Source organism: Pseudorhodoferax aquiterrae, assembly GCF_014652235.1.
GTDB lineage: Bacteria > Pseudomonadota > Gammaproteobacteria > Burkholderiales > Burkholderiaceae_C > Pseudorhodoferax > Pseudorhodoferax aquiterrae.
In genome coordinates this window covers 311,180-333,967 of record NZ_BMYK01000004.1, presented here as the reverse complement: position 1 = coordinate 333,967, position 22,788 = coordinate 311,180, and the positions used below count along the sequence as shown (strand labels likewise).

The window sequence follows — 22,788 nt, the reverse complement described above, 5'->3', positions numbered from 1 at the left end:
TACTGCCCCACATGAGCTCCCTCGCAGAACCCGCCAGCCCCGCGCTGCACGACACCGCCAACCCCCATCCCGCGCCGCTGGGCCAGGCGCAGCCGCCGGCCACCGACACGGCCGTGCTGTTCACGCGCGCCCAGGCCCTGCTGCCGCAGGTCGCCGAGGGCGCGGCCGCGCGCGAGAGCGCACGCGAACTGCCCTACGCGCTGGTGCGCCAGATCGCCGAAGCCGGCCTCTTGACCTTCCGCATCCCCAAGGCCTATGGCGGCCCGGGCGGCTCCATCCACGACGTCATCCGCTTCCTGGTCGAGCTGGCGGCGGTGGATTCCAACACCGCGCAGGCGCTGCGGCCCAACTACGGCTTCATCGAGAGCCTGCTGGCCGGCAAGGACGAGGCCGCGCGCCAGCTCTGGTTCGGCCGGCTGTTGAAAGGCCAGATCCTGGGCAACGGCGGGCTGGAGCGCGGCGGCGCGCACGGCGCCACGGCCGCGCGCATCCTGCGCGACGGCGCGCACTACCGTGTCAACGGCACCAAGTACTACAGCACGGGCGCGCTGTACGCCGACTGGATCACCTCGCTCGCGCTGGACGAGGACGGCAAGGAGACCGCCTTCTTCGTGCCGCGCGGCCGCGCCGGCGTGGAACTGGTGGACGACTTCGACACCGCGGGCCAGCGCCTGACGGCCAGCGGCACCACGCGCTTCGTCGACACGCGGGTGCTGGCCGACGAGGTCCGCTCGGGCCACTTCTCGCGCGAGAAGCGCAACCCGGTCACGCCGCTGTACCAGCTGATCCTGGCCGCCGTGGAGGCCGGCATCGCGCGCAACGCACTGACAGACGCCGCGCACTTCGCGCAGAAACATGCGCGACCGATCCGCCACAGCAGCGCCCAGGTCTCGGTGGACGACCCCTACGTGCGCGAGGCCGTGGGCCAGATCGCGGCCCAGGCCTATGCGGCCGAAGCCACCGTGCTGCGCGCCGCCAGTGCGCTGGACGCGGCCTGGGCCGAGCAGCTCAGCGAGGAGGCGCTCACGCGCGCCTCGGTGGAGATCGCGCAGGCCCAGCACTTCGCGGTGGCCGCGGCGCTCAAGGCCGCGGAACTGGCCTTCGACGTGGGCGGCGCCTCGGCCACCGACCGGCGCCACAACCTGGACCGCCACTGGCGCAACGCGCGCACCGTGGCCAACCACAACCCGCGCCAGTGGAAGGCCGCAGCGGCCGGCGCCTGGCACCTCAAGGGCGAGCCGCCGCCGACGACCGGGGCGTTCTGATCCACAGGCTGTGCCCGAAGAGGTAGCTGGCTTTGTTGCCTCCGCGGAAACGATGCATTCCCCTTGCGCCAGTTTTTCTTTCAGGCTGCGAATTTCACAATTCAACCCATCGATGAGACGCCTGCAAGACGACCCATCGAGGACGAAGACGGGCATGGGGCCCGGCTCCGCCGGATGAGAAATCGCAACGCCACTGAAAGGAATCCATCATGAACAAGCTCCTCGCCTCCGCCCTGATCGCTGCCGCCGGTTTCGCTGCCGCCCCCAGCTTCGCGGGCGACAACATCGGCGGTGAAGTCGGCTACGTGCCGCAAGTCTCCAGCACCGTGAGCGGCCTGTCCCGCGACGCCGTGCGTGCCGAGTACCTGCAAGCCGAGCGCAACGGCTCGCTGCCCGAGTACGGCGAAGGCGCCGACACCGGTGCCGTCGCCACCGCCAAGAGCCTGCTTTCCCGCGACGCCGTGCGCGCCGAAGCGGTGTACGCCGTGCGCCATGGCCAGCAAGTGGGCGGCGAAGTCTGAACGGCCGCCTGCTTCAGGAACGAACCGCCTTCGGGCGGTTTTTCTTTGGGCAGCGTTAGTTGCCGCACGGATAAACAAGCGCGCAAATCTTCGTTGGCCCGGCGCGGCGCGGACCCTAGAGTGCCTTGCACCCAAGGAGTCTTCCCATGCCTTCCCGTTTCCGCGGCGCCGCGCGCCGCAGCCTCGTCCTCGCCGCCCTGGCCGGCGCCATGCTGGCCGGCACGGCGGCGGCCGCCACCGAACTGTCGGTCGGCTTCATGCCCGGCCCCTACCGCGACGCCTTCGCCAAGGGCATCGCGCCGCAGCTCGAGAAGCAGGGCTACACCATCAAGTACGTGGAGTTCAGCCAGGGCGTGCAGCCCAACGACGCGGTCGAGCGCGGCCAGATCCAGGCCAACATCTTCCAGCACAGCCTGTACCTGGAGGCCACCAACAAGCGCCAGGGCTTCGATCTCGTTCCGGTGGTGCATGTACCCACGCCGCCGATGGGCCTGTACTCGCAAAAGCACAAGACCTTGGCTGCGGTGCCCGATGGCGCCACGGTGACGCTGCCGGCCGACCCGGTCAACGCCGCGCGCGCGCTCAACATCCTCGCCGCGATCGGCTGGGTGCAGGTCAAGCCGGGCGTCGACCCGATCAGCGTTTCGGAACGCGACATCGTGGCCAATCCCAAGAAGCTCAAGCTCGTGCCGCTGGACGCTGCGCAGGCACCGCGCTCGCTGGCCGATGCCGATCTCGCCGCCGTGCAGGGCAACTTCGCCGTGGCCTCGGGCCTGAAGCTCACCGAGGCGCTCAAGCTCGAGGACATGACGCTGCCCTACGTCAACGTGGTGGCCGTCAAGCGCGGCAACGCCAACGCCAGGTTCGCGCAGGACATCGTGGCCGCCTACCGCTCGCCCGAGTTCCAGAAGCTGTTCCTGGCCAACCCGGCCTGGGCCGGCTACCGGCTGCCCGACTACTTCCGCAAGGACTGAGCATGGCCAGCCTTCCTCCCCGCCAGTTGCACCTGAACGTCAACATCCTGCACTCGGGCTTCGTGCCCTCGGCCTGGCGCACGCCCGATGCGGACCCGCGCGCCTTCATCGACGTGCAGCACTACATCCGCGTCGCGCAGACCGCCGAGCGCGGCAAGCTCGACGCCGTGTTCCTGGCCGACAACGCGGCCATCATCGAGCAGATCCACTTCCGGCCGATCACGGCGCTGGAACCCACCGTGCTGCTGACGGCCGTGGCCGCGGCGACCACGCACATCGGCGTGATCGGCACGGCCTCGACCAGCTACAACGAGCCCTACAACATCGCCCGTCGCTTCGCCTCGCTGGACCACATCAGCGGTGGCCGCGCCGGCTGGAACGTGGTGACCACAGCCGACCTGGCCTCGGCCCGCAACTTCGGCCTGGAGGCCGTGCCCGACCACGGCCAGCGCTACGCGCGCGCCTCGGAGTTCACCGACGTCGTCAAGGCGCTGTGGGACAGCTGGGAAGACGATGCCTTCATCGGCGACAAGACCGCGGGCCGCTTCATCGACCCGGCCAAGGTGCACCCGATCGCGCACCGCGGTGCGTTCTTCAATGTGCAGGGCGCGCTCACGCTGCCCCGCTCGCCGCAGGGCCGGCCGGTCCTGGTGCAGGCCGGTGGCTCGGCCGACGGGCGCGAGCTGGCTGCGCGCCATGCCGAGGCGGTGTTCTCGGCCTCGCAGTCGCTGGAGGAATCGCTGGCCTACAGCCAGGCGCTCAACAGCCGCGCCGCGGCACTCGGCCGCGGGCCGCATGCGGTCAAGGTGCTGGCCGGGCTGACCACCTTCATCGGCGCGACCGAGGCGCAGGCCATCCGCCGGCGCGACGACTTCATCGACGCCATCCCCTGGGACTACAGCCTGACGCGCCTGGCCGGCACCTTGGGCACCACACCCGACCGGCTGCACCTCGACGAGCCGCTGCCCGAGAACCTTGCCGTGCCGGCCGGTGGCAACGGCAACCACACCTTCTTCGCCGCGACCATCGCGCTGGCACGGCGCAAGAACCTCACGGTGCGCCAGCTGATCCGCGAACTCGGCGGCGGCGGCGGCCACCGCATCATCGTCGGCACGCCCGAGCAGATCGCCGACGACATCGCGCACTGGTTCGCCGTGGGCGCGGCCGATGGCTTCAACCTGATGCCCGACGCCCTGCCCGACGGGCTCGCGGACTTCGTCGACGGCGTGGTGCCGCTGCTGCAGCGGCGCGGCATCTTCCGCACCGACTACAGCGGGCGCACGCTGCGCGAGCACCTGGGCCTGCCCTTTCCGGCCGGCCGCGAGGCCAGCCGCAAGGCGGCCTGAGCGACCCGGCGGCGCCGGGGCGCGATGTTGTAGGCCATCGCCGCATCGCGGCGAAGGCCGCGCGCCCGAAGCCGCAGCCGGGAGCAGGACCGGCCGCGCAGGTCCTAAGATCGCGGCTCCATGACCCTGCCCGGCCCCTCCGCATTCCAGTCCGGCGGCGGCGACATGGGCGCCAAGGTGCGCGCCTTCGATTGGAGCCGCACGCCGCTCGGGCCGATCGCCGGCTGGTCGGTGGCCTTGCGCGTCACGGTCGACCAGCTGCTCGCCTCCAAGTTTCCGGCCTGCCTGTTCTGCGGGCCGGACCTCATCGCCATCTACAACGACGGCTACCAGACCATCCTGGCCACCAAATCGCAGGCCCTGGGCGAGCCCATGCGCGAAACCTGGAAGGAGGTCTGGCCGCAGCTGCAGCCCATCGCCGAGCGCGCACTGGCCGGCGAATCCACCTTCATCGAGGACTACGGGATCCACATCGAGCGCCATGGCCGCATGGAGGACGCCTGGTTCACCTTCAACTACGGCCCGGTGTTCGACGAGCACGGCACTGTGATCGCCATGCTGGACACGGTGGTGGAGACCACCGCCAAGGTCCAGGCCGAGCGGCGCTCGCACGAGGAGCGCGCACAGCAGCAGCGCCTGCTGCAGCAGATGCCGGGCTTCGTCGGCGTGATGGCCGGCCCCGACCACGTGTTCGAGTACGTCAACGACGCCTACATGCAGATCGCCGGCCCGCGCGAGCTGCTGGGCCGGCCGGTGCGCGCGGTGTTTCCGGAACTGCAGGGCCAGGGCTTGGTCGAGATGCTGGACCGGGTCTATGCCACGGGCGAGCCGATCCGCGCACGCGCGCTACCCGTGCGCCTGTCCCACGCACCGGGCGAACGCTTCGTCGACCTGCTGTACGAACCCATCCGCGATGCCGCGGGCCAGGTGCGCGGCATCTTCGCGGGCGGCTACGACGTGACCGAGCGCGTGCAGGCGGAAACCGAGCTGCGCCAGCTCAACGCCACGCTGGAGCAGCGCGTGGCCGAGCGCACCCTCGCGCGCGAGCGCGCCTGGCAGGCCCTGGCCGAAACCCAGGATGCGCTGCGCCAGGCCCAGAAGATGGAGGCCGTGGGCCAGCTGACCGGTGGCATCGCGCACGACTTCAACAACCTGCTGGCCGGCATCGGCGGCGCGCTGCAGCTCATGCGGATGCGGCTGGACCAGCGCCAGACCGAAGGCCTGCACGCTTACCTGGACATGGGCGAGCGCTCGGTGCGGCGCGCCGCCTCGCTCACGCAGCGCCTGCTGGCCTTCTCGCGCCGCCAGACGCTGGACCCGCGGCCCACCGACGTGAACCGCCTCGTGCAGGGCATGGCCGAGATGGTCGCGCGCACCGTGGGGCCTGCCGTGCAGTTGACAGTGGTGCCCGCGCCGGCGCCCTGGCCCACGCGCGTCGACGCCTCGCAGCTGGAGAACGCGCTGCTGAACCTGTGCATCAACGCGCGCGATGCCATGCCAGAGGGCGGCCGCCTGGAGCTGGCCACCGCCAACCGCACGCTGGACGAACACGAAGCCGCCGCCCAGGAGCTGCCGGCCGGCGACTATGTCTGCCTGCGCGTGACCGACACGGGCACCGGCATGTCGCAGGACATCGTGCAGCGCGTGTTCGACCCTTTCTTCACGACCAAGCCGCTGGGCCAGGGCACGGGTCTGGGCCTCTCCATGGTCTACGGCTTCGTGCGCCAGTCGGGCGGCCAGATCCAGGTGGCGTCCGAGCCCGGCCGCGGCACCACCATGACGCTGCTGCTGCCGCGCCACCTCGGCGATGCGGAGCAGGACGAGGCCGGCCAGGCCAGCGATCCGCCGGACCGCGGCAGCGGCGAGACCCTGCTCCTGATCGAGGACGAAGACATCGTGCGCGCGCTGCTGACCGAGGTGCTGGAAGACGCGGGCTACACCGTGCTGAGCGCCGCCGACGGCCCGGCCGGCCTGCTGCGGCTGCAGGCCGCCGGACCGATCGACCTGCTCGTGACCGAAGTGGGCCTGCCCGGCGGCATGAACGGCCGCCAGGTGGCCGACGCGGGCCGGCTGCTGCGCCCGGACCTGCAGGTGCTGTTCATCACCGGCTACGCCGAAGCCGCCACGGTGGGCAACGGCTTCATGGAAGCCGGCATGGAGGTCATGACCAAGCCCTTCGACCTGGCCACGCTGGTGACGCGCGTGCGCGCGATGCTGGACCGGCGGCCCGGGTAGCGATGCCGCCCGCAGCGGCGGCGCGGTGATCGGTCCGATCGCCCAGACCGCGGCCTCAGCCGCGCTGCCACCAGCTCCGCCGTTGCTGGCGCTCTGCGAGCGGGCGCAGATCCAGATCGGTGTTGTCGCGCAGGCCGGGGATGCCGCGGCGCCTGCGCTGTTCGACTTCCAGCAGATGCGCCTGTCCGCGCGCTTCCTTGGAGCCCCGCAGGGCCTCCGCTCGCCACATGGCTGCCAGGTCGTGCAGCTCTGCGTCGCTCAGTTCACTCACCATGGGCACCATTGTGCCGCCTCGGTGGGTACTCCCTCTCAGTAGGTCTCCAGGTGCAGCCGGCCCTCGCGCTTGAGCGTGGCGGCGATGCCCTCCCAGTCCAGCCCCGCGCCCGTGGCGATGTCGCGCAGCGCGAGCAACACGCCCTGCTCCATGCTCTTCAGACCACAGACGTAGAAGTGGCTGGCGCCGTCCTGCAGCAGCGCGGCGACGTCGGCCGCGCGTTCGCGCAGGGCGTCCTGCACGTACTTCTTCGGCTGGCCCGGCGTGCGCGAGAACGCCAGGTTGATGTCGATGAAGTCCTTGGGCAGGTTCTGCAGCGGACCGAAGTAAGGCAGCTCCTGCTGCGTGCGCGCGCCGAAGAACAGCATGAGCTTGCCGCCCTCGAACTTGCCGCTGTTGCGCAGCCGCCGGCGCCACTCCGTCATCGCGCGCATGGGGGCGCTGCCCGTGCCGGTGCAGACCATCACGAGGTGCGACTTCGGGTGGTTGGGCATCAGAAAGCTGCTGCCGAACGGGCCGACCACCTGCACGGCGTCGCCCACCTGGAGGTCGCAGACGTAGTTGGAGCAGATGCCGCGCACGGGCTGGCCCTGGTGGTCCTCGGTCACGCGCTTGACGGTCAGCGACAGGTTGTTGTAGCCCGGCCGCTCGCCGTTGCGCGGGCTCGCCACCGAGTACTGGCGTGGCTGGTGCGGCCGGCCCAGCGCGTCCAGGCCGGGCGGCACGATGCCGATGGACTGGCCCTCCAGCACCGGGAAGGGCATGGCGCCGAAGTCCAGCACCACGTGGTGCGTCTCGCTCGCGAAGCCGGCCTCGGTGCAGTTGAAGTTGCCGACCACGGTGGCCGTGGTGGGCTTCCTGGGGCTGTAGAGGTTGGTGTAGGCGTGCGCGGCCGACCAGGGCGGGATGCTGGCGCCGTAGGAAGCCGTGGGGAACTGCACCGTGCCGGGCTCCGGCTCCGCAGCCGCAGCCGCAGGCGCCGCGGGCGCGGGCACGGCCGTGTCGTCCACGCCGGCCGCCGCCAGCTGCTCGGCCGTGAGCTCGGCCGGCAATTCGTCCCAGGCCAGCTGCTCCTCGATGGAGTAGGCACGCACCCGGGGCATGGTGCGCCAGTTGTCGATCGAGCCCGTGGGGCAGGGCGAGATGCAGGCCATGCAGCCGTTGCAGACGTCCGCCTTGACCACGTAGTTGCGTTCGTCGTGCGTGATCGCGCCGACCGGGCAGGTGGCCTCGCAGGTGTTGCAGCGGATGCAGATCTCGGGGTCGATCAGGTGCTGCTGGATGACGGCGGTGTCAACGGCCATGTCCATGGCGGCCTCATCCAAAGCGGACGTATTCGAAGTCCACCGGCTGGCGGTTGATGCCCATCACCGGCGGCGCGATCCAGCCGGCGAACTTGCCCGGCTCGACCACGCGGCCCATCAGCGAGGCGACGAAGGCGAAGTCCTCGGGCGTGGGCAGCCACTCGGCCTTTTTCGCGTTCCATTCGTTCTCGCTCACCACGCGGCCGTCGGGCGACATCTTGATGCCGGCCAGCGCGCCGATCTGGCGGTTGAAGGCCTTGTGCGGCACCACCAGCCGCGTCGGGATGCCGGCCTTCTCGAGCACCTTGTTCCAGCGGTTCACGCCGGCCACGGAGTCCTTGATGAAGTCGTCGCGCAGCACCTCGTTCAAGGCGTTGAGCATGGGCACTTCCTTCTCGACGAGCTGGCCGTTGTGCACCTCCAGCACCTTGTAGGTCTGGCCCTTGAGCTGGTGGTCGTCCTCGCGCTTGCCTTCCTCGTAGCGTCCCTTGAGGCCGGAGCTGTAGAAGACCGCCGCGTTGCTCGACTGGTCGGCGCCGAACAGGTCGATGGTCACGCTGTAATGGAAGTTCAGGTAGCGCTGGATGGTTGCGAGGTCGATGGCGCCGGCCGCACGCACCTTTTGCGGGTCGTCGGTCTTGAGCTCGTTCATCACGGCGGCCGTGCGCGACAGCACGCGCGAGACGCCGCTCTCGCCCACGAACATGTGGTGGGCTTCCTCGGTCAGCATGAACTTGGTGGTGCGCGCCAGCGGATCGAAGGCGCTCTCGGCCAGCGCGGAAAGCTGGAACTTGCCGTCGCGGTCGGTGAAGTAGGTGAACATGAAGAAGGCCAGCCAGTCCGGCGTCTTCTCGTTGAACGCGCCCAGGATGCGCGGGTTGTCCTGGTCACCGCTCTGGCGCTGCAGCAGGGCCTCGGCCTCCTCGCGGCCGTCGCGGCCGAAGTGCTTGTGCAGCAGGTAGACCATGGCCCACAGGTGGCGACCTTCTTCCACGTTGATCTGGAACAGGTTGCGCAGGTCGTACATGGAGGGCGCCGTCAGGCCCAGGTGGCGCTGCTGCTCGACCGACGCCGGTTCGGTGTCGCCCTGCGTGACGATGATGCGGCGCAGGTTGGCGCGGTGCTCGCCGGGCACGTCCTGCCAGGCCTTCTCGCCCTTGTGGTCGCCGAAGTGGATCTGGCGGTTGGCGTCCCCGGGATTCAGGAAGATGCCCCAGCGGTAGTCGCGCATCTTCACGTGGCCGAACTGGGCCCAGCCCTGCGGATCCACGCTGACGGCCGTGCGCAGGTAGACCTCGTGGTTGGTCGAGCCCTCGGGGCCCACGTCGTCCCACCAGTGGATGAAGTTGGGCTGCCAGCCTTCGAGCGCGCGCTGCAGCGTGCGGTCCTCGGCCAGGTTGACGTTGTTGGGGATCTTCTCGCTGTAGTTGATCGTGCTCATGTCTCGCCTTCTTTCGTGGTGGAGCGTGGGGATGGTCGGTCGGATTCGTCAGCGCCGCTGTGAGACCCTGCGCGAGACACCGCGGAACCGGCTCTGCCGGGCCGCTGGTGTCGCCCCCTCGAAGGGGGTTGGCGAAGCGACACGAAGTGCGCGAAGACTGGGGGTGGTCATACCCGGTTGAAGTTGAAGGCGGACTTCTCGCCCTTGCCATAGACCTTGAGCGCGCCCTTGTCGCCAACGGCATTGGGACGCTGGAAGATCCAGTTCTGCCAGGCCGAGAGGCGGCCGAAGACACGCGTGACCATGTTCTCCTTGCTGGCGAAACGCAGGTTGGCTTCCAGGCCCGTCAGTGCGTCGGGCGACATCGCCGCGCGTTCCTCGATGGCGATGCGTATCTCGTCGTCCCAATCGATGTCGTCGGGCGCGGCGGTCACCAGGCCCAGCGCGAGCGCGGCGTCGGCGTCCAGCGGCTGGCCGGCAGCGGCCCGCGCGGCCTCCAATGGTCCGGCCTCCTCGTAGAAACGGCGCTGCAGCCGGCTCTGGTCCGTCACCAGCGGCAGCAGGCCGAAGTTGAATTCGTCCAGCACGATCTTCGGTGCCTTCGCGGCATCGTCGGGCAGCGCCAGCATGTAGGCACGGTCGGCCGCGAACACCAGCTCGGCCAACATGCCGGCGAAGCAGGAGCCCGGCTCGACCAGCGCGAACAAGGTGCGCGACGACACGTCCAGCCGCGCGAAGGTGCGGCGCAGCAGACCCAGGGTCTGGCGCACGAGCCAGTGGTCCCGGTGGGCGACGATGGCGGCGTCGGCCGCCAGCACGGCGGCCGCGTCGCCCTCGGTCTTGAGCAGCCAGGTGCCGATGTCCAGCTCGTTGGTGCGCAGGTTCAGGATCGCGTCGTCGAGCTGGCGGCCCATGGCCAGCGGCCACCAGTCGGCCCCGGCGGCCTCGATGCCGGCAATGTCGGCCGGCTGGGCGCCCGTGGGCGCCTTGACCGTCAGCGTGGCCGTGCGGCGTGCGCGGTCGATGGCGACCGTCACGTGCGCGTAGGCGATGCCGTCCGCCGTGTCTTCCCGCGCGATGCGCGGCAAGGTGATGCCCTTCGCCGCCGTCGACCGGCCGCCGGATGCGCCCAGCTTCGCGGCACGCTCCTGCACCACGGTGCCGAACTGCGCGGGCTTGGCCACCGCATCGACGAGCCGCCAGTCCACCGCGCGCTGCCCGCGCACGCCTTCCACGCTGGTGCAGAAGATGTCGGCCAGGTCGTGGCGCACCTTGCGCTTGTCGGTCACGCGCGTGAGTCCGCCGGTGCCGGGCAGCACGCCCAGCAGCGGCACCTCGGGCAGCGAGACGCTGGAGGAGCGGTCGTCCACGAGCACGATCTCGTCGCAGGCCAGCGCCAGCTCGTAGCCGCCGCCGGCGCAGGCGCCGTTCACGGCGGCCAGGAACTTGATGCCCTCGTGCCTGGAGGAATCCTCGATGCCGTTGCGCGTCTCGTTCGTGAACTTGCAGAAGTTCACCTTCCAGGCGTGGCTGGACAGGCCCAGCATGAAGATGTTGGCGCCCGAGCAGAAGATGCGGTCCTTGGCGCTGGTCACGACCACGGCCTGCACCTCGGGGTGCTCGAAGCGGATGCGGTTCAGCGCATCGTGCAGCTCGATGTCCACGCCCAGGTCGTAGCTGTTGAGCTTGAGCTTGTAGCCCGGGCGCAGGCCGCCGTCCTCGGCGATGTCCAGCGACAGGCGCGCGATGGCGCCGTCGGTGGCCAGCGCCCAGTGGCGGTACTGGCTGGGCTCGGTGCGGTAATCCACGCGGGGCGTGGACGTCGTGGGGGCGGTGTCGGCCATGCTGTCTCCTCTGAGAACGCAAATGCAAAATACTGCATCTATCGGAAATCCGTAGATGCATCATTATGCATGTCCATGCGCGCGTCAAGTCCCGCGCATGTTTTTTTGTGCAAACCGGAGGACCGCGCGCCGGACAGGCGGCCCGCGGAACTTCAGTGCAGCGCGGCCTCGACGCGCGATCGCAGCAGTTCGAAGGCCTCGGCCAGGCTCTTGCCGCCCGTGTCCACGCGCAGGTCGGCCTTGGAATAGAAGGCGGCGCGCCCGTCCAGGATGCGGCGCAGGTCTTCCATGGCCTCGCGGCTGGCGGCCATGGGCCGCAGGTCGCCCTGCGCGGCCACGCGGCCCATGTGCTCCTCGGGCGAGGCCTGCAGCCAGACCGTGGTGCAGTGCGCCAGCAGCTCGTTGAAGGTGGCGGGGTCGGAGACGATGCCGCCCGGCGTGGCGATCACGACCTCGCTGTAGATCTGCACGGCCTCCTCGAGCGCACGGCGCTCGTAGCGCCGGTAGGCGTTGGTGCCGTACAGGTCGTGGATCTCGCGCACGCTGCAGCCGGCGAACTTCTCGATCTCGCGGCTCAGCTCGATGAAGGGCAGCTCCAGCGCGTCGGCCAGCATGCGGCCCAGCGTGGACTTGCCCGCGCCGCGCAGGCCGATCAGCGCGATGCGGCGCCCGCGCGCAGGGTCGGTGGCGGCGGTGCCCAGCAACTCGCCGATGGCCACGCGCACACGGCGCAGATCGGCCTCGGAGCGGTTCTCGAGCAGCTCGCGGATCAGCAGCCACTCCGGCGAACTCGTGGTCACGTCGCCCACGAGTTCGGCCAGTGAGCACTGCAGCGCGCCCGCGACCTGCTGCAGCACAAGGATGGACGCATTGCCGATACCGTATTCGAGGTTGGCCAGGTGCCGCTCCGACACCTCGGCCGCCTGCGCCACGGCCTTGCGCGTGAGCCCGCGCCGCGCACGCAGGCTGCGCACGCGGTCGCCCAGCGCCGCCAGCAAGGCGTCGCGCGGCCCGTCCGCCTCGGCTTGTTCCGCCGGCCCCACTGGTCCTTGCACGCCCTGCGCCTCCCGCTTGTTCATGGCCATCGCCCTCTCGTGGCAGGCATTGTCGCTCCTAGGGTAAACACCAAACGTGCACTATATTGCTTGACACTCATCAGAGCCGGTTCTATCGTGCATTACAAGCACGATATTGCATGTCGCGCGCGGAGCGCAAGCCCGCCGCGCAAGACAAGGACCCCCGATGGACAACAAGCAGCTTTTCCACCACCGGCTGGCCACGCTGACCGCGCAGCTGGCAGGCCGGCCGCTGGACGCCGGCCTCGAGCGCTGGCTCAACACCGCCTACGGCCCGGACAGCAGCGGCTATGCCGACCTCAGGCACAGCTGCCTGGCCGGCGTGGCCGAGGGCTGGCTCTGCGCGCTTGAAGGCGGCGGCATCCGCTACGGCCGCGTGTTCAAGGCCGACGACGCGCTGCACCGCTTCTCGGTCGACGTGGTGGACATGCAGGACATCGCCGGCCCGCACCACACCCATCCCCAGGGCGAGATCGACCTGATCCTGCCGCTGGACGCAGGCACGGCCACCTTCGACGGACGGCCTGCGGGCTGGTGCGTCTACCCGCCCGGCAGCGCACACCGGCCCACCGTGGCCCAGGGGCGTGCCTTGGTGCTCTACCTGCTACCCGAAGGGCAGATCCAGTTCACCAAATCCTGATGACCATGACCGCCCTGCTCCCCAACTTCGTCTGCGGCCGCTGGCAGAGCGGCACCGGTGCCGGCACCGCCTTGCTGGACCCGGTGCTCGGCACCGAACTCGTGCGCGTGGATGCCACGGGACTGGACCTGCGTTCTGCCTTCGCCTTCGCACGCCGCGCAGGCAGCGCGGCCCTGCAGGCCCTCACGTACGCCGAACGCGCGGCGCTGCTGGCCCGGGTCGGCCAGGTGCTGCAGACGCACCGCGATGCCTACGACGCGATCGCCACGGCCAACTCCGGCACCGTGCAGAGCGATTCGGCGGTCGACATCGACGGCGCACTGTTCACGCTGGGCCAATACGCCCGATGGGGCACGGCCCTGGGCAGTGCGCGCGCGCTGCGCGACGGCGAAGCCGTCAAGCTCGGCAAGGAGCCGCTGTTTCAGTCCCAGCACCTGCAGGTGCCGCGGCCGGGCCTGGCGCTGTTCATCAACGCTTTCAACTTCCCGGCCTGGGGCCTGTGGGAGAAGGCCGCGCCGGCTCTGCTGTCCGGCCTGGCCGTGGTCGTGAAACCGGCCACCGCGACGGCCTGGCTCACGCAGCGCATGGTGCAGGACGTGGTCGATGCCGGCATCCTGCCCGCAGGCGCGCTGTCCATCGTCTGCGGCAGCTCCAACGGCCTGCTCGATGCTTTGGCGCCCTTCGACGTGCTCTCGTTCACGGGCTCGGCCGACACCGCCGCCGTCATCCGCAGCCATCCGTCGCTGGCCCGCCACGCGGTGCGCGCCAACATCGAGGCCGACAGCCTGAACAGCGCGCTGCTGCTGCCCGACGCCACGCCCGGCACGCCGGCCTTCGACCTCCTGGTGCGCGAGGTGGTGCGCGAGATGACGGTCAAGTCGGGCCAGAAGTGCACGGCGATCCGGCGCATCCTGGTGCCTGCGAAGGTCTATGGCGCAGCGGCCGAAGCCATCGGCGCGAAGCTGGCCAAGGTCAGCACCGGCAACCCGCGCAACGCGGGCGTGCGCATGGGCGCACTCGTGAGCCGCGCGCAGTTCGAGGCCGTGCAGCAGGGCCTGGCCCAACTCGCCCATGCGACCGAGGTGCTGCACGATGGCCGCACGCAGGCGCTGGTCGATGCCGACCCCGCCGTCGCCGCCTGCCACCAGCCCGTGCTGCTGGGCGCGCGCGATGCCGACATGGCCCAGGCGGTGCACGACGTGGAGGTCTTCGGCCCTGTGGCCACGCTGCTGCCCTACCGCGACCTGCCGCACGCGCTGGCGCTCGCGCAGCGCGGCCAGGGCTCGCTGGTGGCCTCGCTCTATGGCGACGACGCCGCCGCGCTGGGCAGTGCCGCGCTGGCCCTGGCCGCCAGCCACGGGCGCGTGCACGTGGTCACGCCCGAGGTGGCCCAGGCCCACACCGGCCACGGCAACGTGATGCCGCAATCGCTGCACGGCGGCCCGGGCCGCGCGGGCGGCGGCGCCGAACTGGGTGGCCTACGTGCGCTGGACTTCTACCACCAGCGCGCGGCCGTGCAGGCCAGCCCCCAGGTGCTGGCCGCCCTGGGCCTGTGAGAGCTTGCGAACGAGGAGACACGCATGACGACCCTGCCCACGCCGCCCGGTGCGCCCTTCAACTTCGCCGAGCACCTGTTCGCGCTGCACCGAAGGCGGGGCGACCGGCTCGCCTACATCGACGACCGCGGGCCGCTGAGCTACGGCCAGCTCGAGCAGCGCGCGCGTCGCCTGGCTGGCGCTCTGCAGGCCGCGGGCGTGCGGCGCGAGGAGCGCGTGCTGCTGCTCATGCTGGACACGCACGACTGGCCCGTGAGCTTCCTGGGCTGCCTGTACGCCGGCATCGTGCCGGTGGCCGTCAACACGCTGCTGACGGCGGACGACTACGCCTACATGCTGGAGCACAGCCGGGCCCAGGCCGCGCTGGTCTCGGGCGCGCTGCTGCCGCAGCTGCAGGCCGCGCTGGCCAGGACCACACACCGGCTGGACACGGTGCTGGTCTCGCAACCCACCGGCGCGCTGCCGGACGGCGCGCAGGCCTTCGAGACCGCGCTGGCCGCGGCGCAACCCGCGGCGCAGCCGGCCACCACCACGGGCGACGAACCCGGCTTCTGGCTGTATTCCTCGGGCTCCACGGGCCGGCCCAAGGGCACCGTGCACACGCAACTGAACCTGTGGTGGACGGCCGAGCTCTACGGCAAGGGCGTGCTGGGCCTGACCGAGCGCGACGTCTGCTTCTCGGCCGCCAAGCTCTACTTCGCCTACGGCCTGGGCAATGCGCTGACCTTTCCGCTGTCGGTCGGCGCCTGCGTGGTGCTGATGGCCGAGCGGCCCACGCCCGACGCCGTGTTCCGGCGCTGGACGGAGCTGCAATGCCGGCCCACGGTGTTCTTCGGCGCGCCCACGGGTTTTGCCGGCATGCTGGCCTCGCCAAACCTGCCGGCGCGCGAAGCCGTGGCGCTGCGCATGTGCTCCTCGGCCGGCGAGGCGCTGCCGGCCGAGATCGCCGAGCGCTTCAAGGCCCGCTTCGGCTGCGACATCATCGACGGCATCGGCTCGACCGAGATGCTGCACGTCTTCATCTCCAACCGGCCCGGCGACGTGCGCTACGGCAGCACGGGCAAGCCCGTGGCGGGCTACGACATCGAGCTGCGCGGCGAGGACGGCCGCTGCGTGGCCCCGGGCGAGATCGGCGATCTCTACATCCGCGGCCCCAGCGCGGCCCTGATGTACTGGGGCAACCGCGAGAAGACGCGCGAGACCTTCCAGGGCGGCTGGACCAAGAGCGGCGACAAGTACCTGTGCGACGCCGACGGCTACTACACCTATGCCGGCCGCAGCGACGACATGCTCAAGGTCAGCGGCATCTACGTCTCGCCCTTCGAGGTCGAGTCCACGCTGATGCAGCACCCGGCCGTGCTCGAGGCCGCCGTGATCGGCACGCCGGACGCCGAGGGCCTGACCAAGACCAAGGCCTTCGTCGTGCGCAAGGACGGCCAGCAGGTGGACGAAGCCACGCTCAAGGCCTTCGTCAAGGAGCGGCTGGCCGCCTACAAGTACCCGCGCCAGATCGAGTTCATCGCCGAGCTGCCCAAGACGGCGACGGGCAAGATCCAGCGCTTTCGGCTGCGCGAGCGCGAGAACCAAGCATGAGCGAGCTGCTGCGCATCGACTGGCGCGGCCGCCGCGTGCTGATCGAGTACGTTTGGCTGCGTGCGGCCGAGGCCAAGGCGCCGCTGCTGGTGTTCCTGCACGAGGGCCTGGGCTCGCTGTCGATGTGGAAGGACTTCCCCGCGCGCCTGTGCCAGGCCGTGGGCGCGCGCGGCCTGGTGTACTCGCGGCCGGGTTACGGCCGCTCCACGCCGCGCGCCGAGGACGAGACCTGGGGCCTGGACTTCATGCACCGCCAGGCCGACGAGGTGCTGCCCGCGCTGCTCGATGCGCTCGACGTGTCGCAGCCGGCCTGGCTGGTCGGCCACAGCGACGGCGGCTCCATCGCGCTGCTGCACGCGGCCAGCCACCCGGCGCGCGTGGCCGGCCTGGTGCTGCTGGCGCCGCACATCTTCGTCGAGGACATCACGCTGGCCAACATCCGCCGCGCGCGCGACGACTACGAACACGGCAGCCTGCGCGCCGGCCTGGCGCGCCACCACGCCGACCCCGACTCGGCCTTCTGGGGCTGGAACCGCATCTGGCTGCACCCGCCCTTCGCGCGCTGGAACATCACCGATGCGCTGGTTGCCATCCGCTGCCCGGTGCTGGCCATCCAGGGCCTGGACGACGCCTACGGCACGCTGGCCCAGATCCGCGGCATCGCCGAAGGCGTGCCCGGCACCGAACTGCTCGAGCTGCCGCAATGCGGCCATTCCCCGCACCGCGACCAGCCCGGGCAGGTGATCGCCGCGACGAACGCCTTCATTCACCACAGGAGACAACGATGACCGCACACCCGATCCGCCGCGCCAGCCTGGCGCTGGCCGCCTTCGCCCTCGCCGGCAGCGCCCATGCGCAAAGCGGCGAGAAGCTCAAGGTCGGCCTGATGCTGCCCTTCAGCGGCACCTACACGGCCCTGGGCGTGGCCATCGAGAACGGCTTCAAGCTCTACGTGGACGAGCAGGGCGGCAAGCTCGCGGGCCGCGAGATCGAGTACTTCAAGGTCGACGACGAATCCGACCCGGCCAAGGCCACCGAGAACGTCAACAAACTCATCAAGCGCGACAAGGTCGACGTGATCGTGGGCACCGTGCATTCGGGCGTGGCCATGGCCATGGCGCGCGCGGCCAAGGAAAGCAACACGCTGCTGATCGTGCCCAATGCGGGCTCGGACGCCGTGACCGGCCCGATGTGCGCGCCCAACATCTTCCGCAGCTCGTTCTCCAACTGGCAGTCCTCCTACGGCATGGGCACGGTGGCCGCGAAGCAGGAAAAGAAGAAGACCGCGATGACCATCACCTGGAAGTACGCGGCCGGCGAGGAGATGACCAACGCCTTCAAGGAAGGCTTCGAGAAGGAAGGCGGCAAGGTCACCAAGCAGCTCACGCTGCCCTTCCCCAACGTGGAGTTCCAGGCCCTGCTGACCGAGATCGCGGCGGCCAAGCCCGATGCCGTGTTCGCCTTCTTCGCCGGCGGCGGCGCCGTGAAGTTCGTCAAGGACTACGCGGCCGCGGGCCTGAACAAGACCGTGCCGCTGTACGGCTCGGGCTTCCTGACCGACGGCACGCTGGAGGCCCAGGGCGATGCCGCCCAGGGCATCCTGACCACGCTGCACTACGCCGACGACCTGACCGTGCCCAAGGACAAGAGCTTCCGCACGGCCTACGCCAAGACCTTCAAGCTGCAGCCCGACGTGTACGGCGTGCAGGGCTACGACGCGGCGCAGATCCTGCGCGTGGGCCTGGACGCGGTGAAGGGCGACGTGGGCAAGAAGGCCGAGTTCGCCGCCGCCGTGGAGAAGGCCAGGTTCGACAGCCCGCGCGGCGCGTTCACGATGTCCAAGTCGCACAACCCGGTGCAGGACATCTACCTGCGCAAGGTGGACGGCAAGGAGAACAAGGTCGTGGGCATCGCGTCCAAGGCCCTCTCCGACCCCGCGCGCGGCTGCAAGAACTGAAGTGCAACCGCCACCCCGTTTGGCTGGCTCACTTCGTGTAGCCAGCCAATACCCCTCAAGGGGCGCACCCAGCGGTCCGGCAGAGCCGGCCCCGCGGGTGCACTCGCATGGCCTGCTCCGCGGCCTTCAGCTCCGCGGTCGACGAGTCTTTGCTTCAATGGCAGTTGGCGTTGCGCGCCCTGCACTTACTTTGTCTAGCTAGCCGGGAGCCACCGCCGTGGACCTTGCCACCTTTCTCGTGCAGTGCCTGAACGCCGTGCAATACGGGCTGCTGCTGTTCCTGCTGGCGTCGGGCCTCACGCTGATCTTCGGGATCATGGGCGTGATCAACCTGGCGCACGGCAGCTTCTACATGATCGGCGCCTACATGGCGTTCGCGCTGTCGCCGCTGTTCGGCGGCAACTTCCTCCTGATGCTGCTGGCCGGCATGGTGCTGGCCGCGCTGTTCGGCTATGTGCTGGAGTGGGTGTTCTTCAGCTACCTGTACCAGCGCGAGCATCTGCAGCAGGTGCTCATGACCTACGGCCTGATCCTCGTGTTCGAGGAACTGCGCGCCATGCTGGTGGGCAACGACGTGCACGGCGTGCCCGTGCCCGACTGGCTGGCCGGCAGCTTCGGCCTGGGCGGCATCATGCAGTACCCCTGGTACCGGCTGTTCGCCTCGGGCGCCTGCATCGTGCTGGCACTGGCGCTGTACTTCGTCGTCAACCGCACGCGGCTGGGCATGATGGTGCGCGCCGGCGCGAGCGACCGCGACATGGTGCGCGGCCTGGGCATCGACATCCGGCGCCTGTACCGCACGGTGTTCGCGGCCGGCGTGGCGCTGGCGGCGCTGGCCGGCATGATCGCCGCGCCCATGGCCTCGGTCTATCCCAACATGGGGGCCAGCGTGCTGATCATCTGCTTCGTGGTGGTGGTGATCGGCGGCATCGGCTCCATCACGGGTGCGCTCGTGGCCTCGCTGCTCGTGGGCTTCGTCGACACCTTCGGCAAGGTCTTCTTCGCCGAACTCGCGGGCATCGGCATCTACGTGCTGATGGCCATCGTGCTGGTCTGGCGGCCCGAGGGGCTGATGGGGCGGCGCGCATGAACACGACCACACTCGCCATGCCCACCTCCCCTGTCTCCCGCCCACGCCGTGCCGCCGGCCTGCTCCCGCTGGCCGTGGCCGTCGCACTGGGCATCGCCGGTCCGCTGCTGGGCGGTTACCTGGCCGACCTCCTGGTCAAGGTCATGGTGCTGTCCATCTTCGCGCTCTCGCTGCAGCTGCTGGTCGGCATGACGGGCCTGGTCAGCCTGGGCCACGCGGCCTACTTCGGCATCGGCGCCTACGTGACCGTGCTGGCCTCGGGCGATGGCGGCGGCAACCTGTTCGGGTTGCTGTTGCTCGCCATGGGCGCCGCGGCGCTGTACGCGCTGGTGGTCGGCGCCATCTCCCTGCGCACGCGCGGCGTCTACTTCATCATGGTCACGCTGGCCTTCGCGCAGATGGCCTACTTCGTGTTCCACGACACGCCGGTCGGCGGCGGCAGCGACGGCATCTACCTCTACGTGCGCCCAAGCGCGGGCGCGCTGGACATGGAGAACCGCACCGTGCTGTTCTACGTGGTGCTGGCCGCGCTGGTCTTCACCTACGGCCTGCTCGCGGTGGTGCGCCGTTCGCGCTTCGGTGCGGCGCTGGCCGGCATCCGCGTGAACGAGCAGCGCATGCGCGCGGCGGGCTTCCCCACCTACGGCTACAAGCTCGCGGCCTTCGTGCTGGCCGGCGCGCTGGCGGGGCTGGCGGGCTTCCTCGTGGCCGCGCGCGACGGCGTGGTCAACCCCGAGATGCTGTCCTGGCACATCTCGGGCGAGGTGCTGCTCATGGTGATCCTGGGCGGCATCGGCCACCTGCGCGGCGCCGTGCTGGGGGCCGTGGCCTTCACGCTGCTCAAGGAACTGCTGGGCACGCAGGCGCTGGTCGGGCCGCTGGCGAACCACTGGCAGCTCACGCTGGGCCTGGCCATCATCGGCTTCGTGGCGCTGCTGCCCAAGGGCTTGATCGGCCTCGTGAAAGGACGTCAGGCATGAGCGCGCTGATGCAGGTGAGCGGGCTCACGCGCCGCTTCGGCGGCCTCGTGGCCGTCAACGCCGTCACGCTGGACCTGCGCGTGGGCGAGGTCCACGCCGTGATCGGCACCAACGGCGCGGGCAAGTCCACGCTGATCAACATGCTGTCGGGCGAGATCGCGGCGTCCGAAGGCCGCATCGTGCTGGATGGCGCCGACATCACGGCCCGGCCGCAGGCGCGCCGTGCCCTGGCCGGCGTGGGCCGCAGCTACCAGCGCACGACCATCTTCCCGGAGTTCACGGTGCACGAGAACTGCCGCCTGGCCGCGCAGGCCGCCACGCCGCGGCCCTGGGCGATCTGGCAGTCCGCGCGCGCCTGCGCCACGAGCGGCGGCGCGGCCGACGCAGCCCTCGAAGCCACGGGCCTCACGGCGCTGGCCACGCGCACCGCGGGCACGCTGAGCCATGGCGCCAAGCGCCAGCTCGAGGTCGCCATGTGCCTGGCGACGAAGCCGCGCGTGCTGCTGCTCGACGAGCCGCTGGCCGGCATGGGTGCCGAGGAGACCGAGCGCATGCTGGGCCTGCTTGAGCGCCTCAAGCCTGCCCACGCCATCCTGCTCGTGGAGCACGACATGGACGCGGTGTTCCGCATCGCCGAGCGCATCACGGTCATGGTCAACGGCGCGGTGATCGCCACGGGCAACCCGGATGAGATCCGCAACGACCCGCAGGTGCGCTCGGCCTATCTCGGTGAGGAGGAGCACGCATGATCCGCTTCGAGGACCTGCACACCTACTACGGCGACAGCCACATCCTGCACGGCGTGGCCGGCGAGATCCCTGCCGCCACGGCCGTCGGCCTCTTGGGCCGCAACGGCATGGGCAAGACCACGCTGATCCGCACGCTGATGGGCTACGTGCGCCCGGCCCAGGGCCGCGTGTTGTGCGATGGCCGCGAGGTGACCGGCCAGCAGCCCGAGAAAATGGCGCGGCTGGGCATCGGCTACGTGCCCGAGGGCCGCGGCATCTTCCCCAACCTCTCGGTGCGCGAGAACCTGGTCATGGCGGCGCGGCCCGGCATCGACGGCAAGACGGCCTGGACGTACGAGCGCGTGCTGCAGACCTTCCCGCGCCTGGCGGAGCGCCTGAACAACGGCGGCCACCAGCTGTCGGGCGGCGAGCAGCAGATGCTGTCCATCGGCCGCGCGCTCATGACCAACCCGCGCCTGCTGATCCTCGACGAGGCCACCGAGGGCCTGGCGCCACTGATCGTGGCCGAGATCTGGCGCGTGATTGCACAGATCCGCAGCACCGGCATCGCCACGCTGATCGTCGACCGCGACTGGCGCAAGGTGCTCGCCCACACGGACCGGGCACTGGTCATGGAGAAGGGGCAGATTGTGCTGCAGGGCGCGTCCGCGGCGCTGCTGGCCGATCCGCAGGCGCTGGGCGAGCGGCTCGGCGTCTGATTCAGTCGCGCAGCAACTGCGCCAGCTCGCGCAGGCCCAATGCGGTCGCGCCCTGGCGCAGCGGGAAGCGTTCGGTGCCGGGGTAGACCACATAGCGCTGCGCGATCCCCAGGTCGTCGCAGGCCACGCCGAAGCCCTTGTCCGGGTTGGGCGCCGTCGAGCGCTTGATCTCGATCGCGATCTCCGGCCGGCCGCCCTGCTCCAGCACGAGGTCGATCTCGGCGCCGGCATGCGTGCGGTAGAAGTACGGCACGCGCCGTGTGCCAGCCGCCTGGACCAGGCTCGCGATGCAATGGCCCTCGTAGCTCAGCCCGCTGACCGGGTGGCCCAGCAGGTCGTCCATGGTCTGCAGTTCGAGCAGCGCATGCAGCACGCCGCTGTCGCGCACGTAGACCTTGGGCGACTTGACCAGCCGCTTGCCGACATTGCCCGACCAGGGCCGCAGGCGCAGCACCAGGCGCAGGTCCACGAGCAGGTCGATGTAGCGGTCGATGGTGGGGTTGGACACGCCCAGCGCGCTGGCGATGCGGGCCTGGTTCAGCACGCCGCCCTGCTGGTGCGCGAGCATGGTCCACAGGCGCCCGATGGCCTCGGCCGGCATGCGCGGCGCGAACATGGGCACGTCGCGCTCCAGGTAGCTGCGAATGAAGTCGCGCCGCCAGTCCAGGCTGCGCCGCTCGTCGCTGGCGAGCAGGCTGTCGGGAAAGCCGCCGCGCAGCCACAGCTGGGCGTCGGCGATGCCGGCCTGCGCCGCCTCCGCGGTGTCGACCGGCGCCATGTCCACGTAGGCCACGCGGCCCGCGAGTGTCTCGCTGGACTGGCGCATCAGGTCCAGCGCGGCGGAGCCCAGCAGCAGGAACTGGCCGCTGCGCAGCCCGGCCTGGCGGCGCTCGTCGACGATGCCGCGCAGGACCTCGAAGATGCCCGGGGCGCGGTGGATCTCGTCCACGACCACCAGTCGACCCTGCTGCGCGCGCAGGTAGGCGTCGGCATCCTCCAGCCGCAGGCGGTCGGCCGGCCGCTCCAGATCGAGGTACACGGCGCCGCCCGGCCACTGCGCGGCGATCTGCCGCGCCAGCGTGGTCTTGCCCACCTGGCGCGGGCCGAGCAGCACCACGGCCGGCATATCGGCAAGGCGGTCGCGTACGACAGCGTCGGTGGAGCGGCTGATCATCCTTGAAATATGAACGATAGACGTTGAATTTTCAAGGAAAAACCTCCATAGCACGGATGATTATTCGCGGA

At 70.2% G+C, this 22,788-nt stretch carries 20 protein-coding genes; 14 read left to right on the top strand and 6 right to left on the bottom strand.

Translation table 11 applies throughout. From position 1 onward, the window contains the following. Positions 1 to 11 precede the first annotated feature (11 nt). The 5 genes from IE209_RS09505 to IE209_RS09485 all read left to right on the top strand — a co-directional run bounded on the left by IE209_RS09505 (position 12) and on the right by IE209_RS09485 (position 6,341). Entirely contained in the window at positions 12 to 1,265 is a 1,254-nt protein-coding gene (locus IE209_RS09505; RefSeq protein ID WP_189686699.1) for an acyl-CoA dehydrogenase family protein, read from the top strand. Positions 1,266 to 1,474: 209 nt separating this feature from the next. Beyond that, on the top strand, positions 1,475 to 1,786 hold the full coding sequence (locus IE209_RS09500) for a DUF4148 domain-containing protein (RefSeq protein ID WP_189686698.1): 312 nt from the start codon (positions 1,475 to 1,477) through the stop codon (positions 1,784 to 1,786). Between the two features lie 146 nt (positions 1,787 to 1,932). After that, complete coding sequence (locus tag IE209_RS09495) at positions 1,933 to 2,760, top strand: MetQ/NlpA family ABC transporter substrate-binding protein (protein WP_189686697.1); 828 nt, start codon at positions 1,933 to 1,935, stop codon at positions 2,758 to 2,760. A gap of 2 nt (positions 2,761 to 2,762) precedes the next feature. Continuing rightward, positions 2,763 to 4,106 (top strand): LLM class flavin-dependent oxidoreductase, encoded by a 1,344-nt coding sequence (locus IE209_RS09490; protein ID WP_189686696.1) that lies wholly within the window; start codon positions 2,763 to 2,765, stop codon positions 4,104 to 4,106. A 120-nt stretch (positions 4,107 to 4,226) separates the two neighbouring features. Continuing rightward, complete coding sequence (locus tag IE209_RS09485) at positions 4,227 to 6,341, top strand: PAS domain-containing protein (RefSeq protein WP_189686695.1); 2,115 nt, start codon at positions 4,227 to 4,229, stop codon at positions 6,339 to 6,341. Between the two features lie 55 nt (positions 6,342 to 6,396). Here the strand turns inward: IE209_RS09485 and IE209_RS09480 are convergent, their stop codons facing one another. From IE209_RS09480 to IE209_RS09460, 5 genes are all read right to left on the bottom strand, one after another. Then, the gene (locus IE209_RS09480; RefSeq protein WP_189686694.1) at positions 6,397 to 6,615 is read right to left on the bottom strand and encodes a hypothetical protein; all 219 of its coding nucleotides are present in this window, start codon (positions 6,613 to 6,615) and stop codon (positions 6,397 to 6,399) included. A gap of 35 nt (positions 6,616 to 6,650) precedes the next feature. Next, the gene (gene boxA / locus IE209_RS09475; protein ID WP_189686693.1) at positions 6,651 to 7,925 is read right to left on the bottom strand and encodes a benzoyl-CoA 2,3-epoxidase subunit BoxA; all 1,275 of its coding nucleotides are present in this window, start codon (positions 7,923 to 7,925) and stop codon (positions 6,651 to 6,653) included. A 7-nt stretch (positions 7,926 to 7,932) separates the two neighbouring features. Continuing rightward, a complete protein-coding gene (gene boxB, locus IE209_RS09470; protein ID WP_189686692.1) occupies positions 7,933 to 9,360 on the bottom strand; it encodes a benzoyl-CoA 2,3-epoxidase subunit BoxB in 1,428 nt (475 codons plus the stop codon). Between the two features lie 167 nt (positions 9,361 to 9,527). Next, the gene (gene boxC, locus IE209_RS09465) at positions 9,528 to 11,204 is read right to left on the bottom strand and encodes a 2,3-epoxybenzoyl-CoA dihydrolase (protein ID WP_189686691.1); all 1,677 of its coding nucleotides are present in this window, start codon (positions 11,202 to 11,204) and stop codon (positions 9,528 to 9,530) included. A gap of 152 nt (positions 11,205 to 11,356) precedes the next feature. After that, on the bottom strand, positions 11,357 to 12,283 hold the full coding sequence (locus IE209_RS09460; RefSeq protein WP_229882793.1) for a helix-turn-helix transcriptional regulator: 927 nt from the start codon (positions 12,281 to 12,283) through the stop codon (positions 11,357 to 11,359). A gap of 163 nt (positions 12,284 to 12,446) precedes the next feature. On the opposite strand from IE209_RS09460, the gene IE209_RS09455 reads away from it, so the two are divergent. From IE209_RS09455 to IE209_RS09415, 9 genes are all read left to right on the top strand, one after another. Further along, entirely contained in the window at positions 12,447 to 12,920 is a 474-nt protein-coding gene (locus tag IE209_RS09455; protein ID WP_189686690.1) for a 4-hydroxylaminobenzoate lyase, read from the top strand. Positions 12,921 to 12,925: 5 nt separating this feature from the next. Then, the gene (locus tag IE209_RS09450; RefSeq protein WP_189686689.1) at positions 12,926 to 14,476 is read left to right on the top strand and encodes a 3,4-dehydroadipyl-CoA semialdehyde dehydrogenase; all 1,551 of its coding nucleotides are present in this window, start codon (positions 12,926 to 12,928) and stop codon (positions 14,474 to 14,476) included. A 24-nt stretch (positions 14,477 to 14,500) separates the two neighbouring features. After that, positions 14,501 to 16,069: a benzoate-CoA ligase family protein gene (locus IE209_RS09445; protein WP_189686688.1), complete on the top strand. Its 1,569-nt coding sequence runs from the start codon at positions 14,501 to 14,503 to the stop codon at positions 16,067 to 16,069. Next, entirely contained in the window at positions 16,066 to 16,857 is a 792-nt protein-coding gene (locus tag IE209_RS09440; protein ID WP_189686687.1) for an alpha/beta fold hydrolase, read from the top strand. Before IE209_RS09445 ends, IE209_RS09440 begins: the two co-directional genes overlap by 4 nt. Beyond that, positions 16,854 to 18,026 (top strand): ABC transporter substrate-binding protein, encoded by a 1,173-nt coding sequence (locus IE209_RS09435; RefSeq protein WP_189686686.1) that lies wholly within the window; start codon positions 16,854 to 16,856, stop codon positions 18,024 to 18,026. Before IE209_RS09440 ends, IE209_RS09435 begins: the two co-directional genes overlap by 4 nt. A gap of 217 nt (positions 18,027 to 18,243) precedes the next feature. Continuing rightward, on the top strand, positions 18,244 to 19,116 hold the full coding sequence (locus IE209_RS09430; RefSeq protein ID WP_189686685.1) for a branched-chain amino acid ABC transporter permease: 873 nt from the start codon (positions 18,244 to 18,246) through the stop codon (positions 19,114 to 19,116). Between the two features lie 17 nt (positions 19,117 to 19,133). Then, the gene (locus IE209_RS09425; RefSeq protein WP_189686684.1) at positions 19,134 to 20,096 is read left to right on the top strand and encodes a branched-chain amino acid ABC transporter permease; all 963 of its coding nucleotides are present in this window, start codon (positions 19,134 to 19,136) and stop codon (positions 20,094 to 20,096) included. Beyond that, positions 20,093 to 20,845, top strand: a complete 753-nt coding sequence (locus IE209_RS09420; protein ID WP_189686683.1) for an ABC transporter ATP-binding protein — start codon at positions 20,093 to 20,095, stop codon at positions 20,843 to 20,845. Before IE209_RS09425 ends, IE209_RS09420 begins: the two co-directional genes overlap by 4 nt. Next, on the top strand, positions 20,842 to 21,543 hold the full coding sequence (locus IE209_RS09415) for an ABC transporter ATP-binding protein (RefSeq protein ID WP_189686682.1): 702 nt from the start codon (positions 20,842 to 20,844) through the stop codon (positions 21,541 to 21,543). Before IE209_RS09420 ends, IE209_RS09415 begins: the two co-directional genes overlap by 4 nt. 1 nt (position 21,544) lies before the next feature. Here the strand turns inward: IE209_RS09415 and IE209_RS09410 are convergent, their stop codons facing one another. Further along, positions 21,545 to 22,717, bottom strand: coding sequence for an ATP-binding protein (locus tag IE209_RS09410; RefSeq protein WP_189686681.1), 1,173 nt, complete (start codon positions 22,715 to 22,717; stop codon positions 21,545 to 21,547). Between the last annotated feature and the right edge of the window lie 71 nt (positions 22,718 to 22,788).

Bases quoted from the DNA above. Each gene is read 5' to 3' on its own strand.
- IE209_RS09435 (WP_189686686.1), top strand. From the start codon at position 16,854: ATGACCGCACACCCGATCCGCCGCGCCAGCCTGGCGCTGGCCGCCTTC.
- IE209_RS09505 (WP_189686699.1), top strand. From the start codon at position 12: ATGAGCTCCCTCGCAGAACCCGCCAGCCCCGCGCTGCACGACACCGCC.
- boxB (WP_189686692.1), bottom strand. From the start codon at position 9,360: ATGAGCACGATCAACTACAGCGAGAAGATCCCCAACAACGTCAACCTG.
- IE209_RS09450 (WP_189686689.1), top strand. From the start codon at position 12,926: ATGACCGCCCTGCTCCCCAACTTCGTCTGCGGCCGCTGGCAGAGCGGC.
- IE209_RS09440 (WP_189686687.1), top strand. From the start codon at position 16,066: ATGAGCGAGCTGCTGCGCATCGACTGGCGCGGCCGCCGCGTGCTGATC.
- IE209_RS09455 (WP_189686690.1), top strand. From the start codon at position 12,447: ATGGACAACAAGCAGCTTTTCCACCACCGGCTGGCCACGCTGACCGCG.
- IE209_RS09445 (WP_189686688.1), top strand. From the start codon at position 14,501: ATGACGACCCTGCCCACGCCGCCCGGTGCGCCCTTCAACTTCGCCGAG.
- IE209_RS09490 (WP_189686696.1), top strand. From the start codon at position 2,763: ATGGCCAGCCTTCCTCCCCGCCAGTTGCACCTGAACGTCAACATCCTG.
- IE209_RS09485 (WP_189686695.1), top strand. From the start codon at position 4,227: ATGACCCTGCCCGGCCCCTCCGCATTCCAGTCCGGCGGCGGCGACATG.
- IE209_RS09500 (WP_189686698.1), top strand. From the start codon at position 1,475: ATGAACAAGCTCCTCGCCTCCGCCCTGATCGCTGCCGCCGGTTTCGCT.
- boxC (WP_189686691.1), bottom strand. From the start codon at position 11,204: ATGGCCGACACCGCCCCCACGACGTCCACGCCCCGCGTGGATTACCGC.
- IE209_RS09415 (WP_189686682.1), top strand. From the start codon at position 20,842: ATGATCCGCTTCGAGGACCTGCACACCTACTACGGCGACAGCCACATC.
- IE209_RS09410 (WP_189686681.1), bottom strand. From the start codon at position 22,717: ATGATCAGCCGCTCCACCGACGCTGTCGTACGCGACCGCCTTGCCGAT.
- boxA (WP_189686693.1), bottom strand. From the start codon at position 7,925: ATGGACATGGCCGTTGACACCGCCGTCATCCAGCAGCACCTGATCGAC.
- IE209_RS09460 (WP_229882793.1), bottom strand. From the start codon at position 12,283: ATGAACAAGCGGGAGGCGCAGGGCGTGCAAGGACCAGTGGGGCCGGCG.
- IE209_RS09420 (WP_189686683.1), top strand. From the start codon at position 20,093: ATGAGCGCGCTGATGCAGGTGAGCGGGCTCACGCGCCGCTTCGGCGGC.
- IE209_RS09495 (WP_189686697.1), top strand. From the start codon at position 1,933: ATGCCTTCCCGTTTCCGCGGCGCCGCGCGCCGCAGCCTCGTCCTCGCC.
- IE209_RS09480 (WP_189686694.1), bottom strand. From the start codon at position 6,615: ATGGTGAGTGAACTGAGCGACGCAGAGCTGCACGACCTGGCAGCCATG.
- IE209_RS09425 (WP_189686684.1), top strand. From the start codon at position 19,134: ATGCCCACCTCCCCTGTCTCCCGCCCACGCCGTGCCGCCGGCCTGCTC.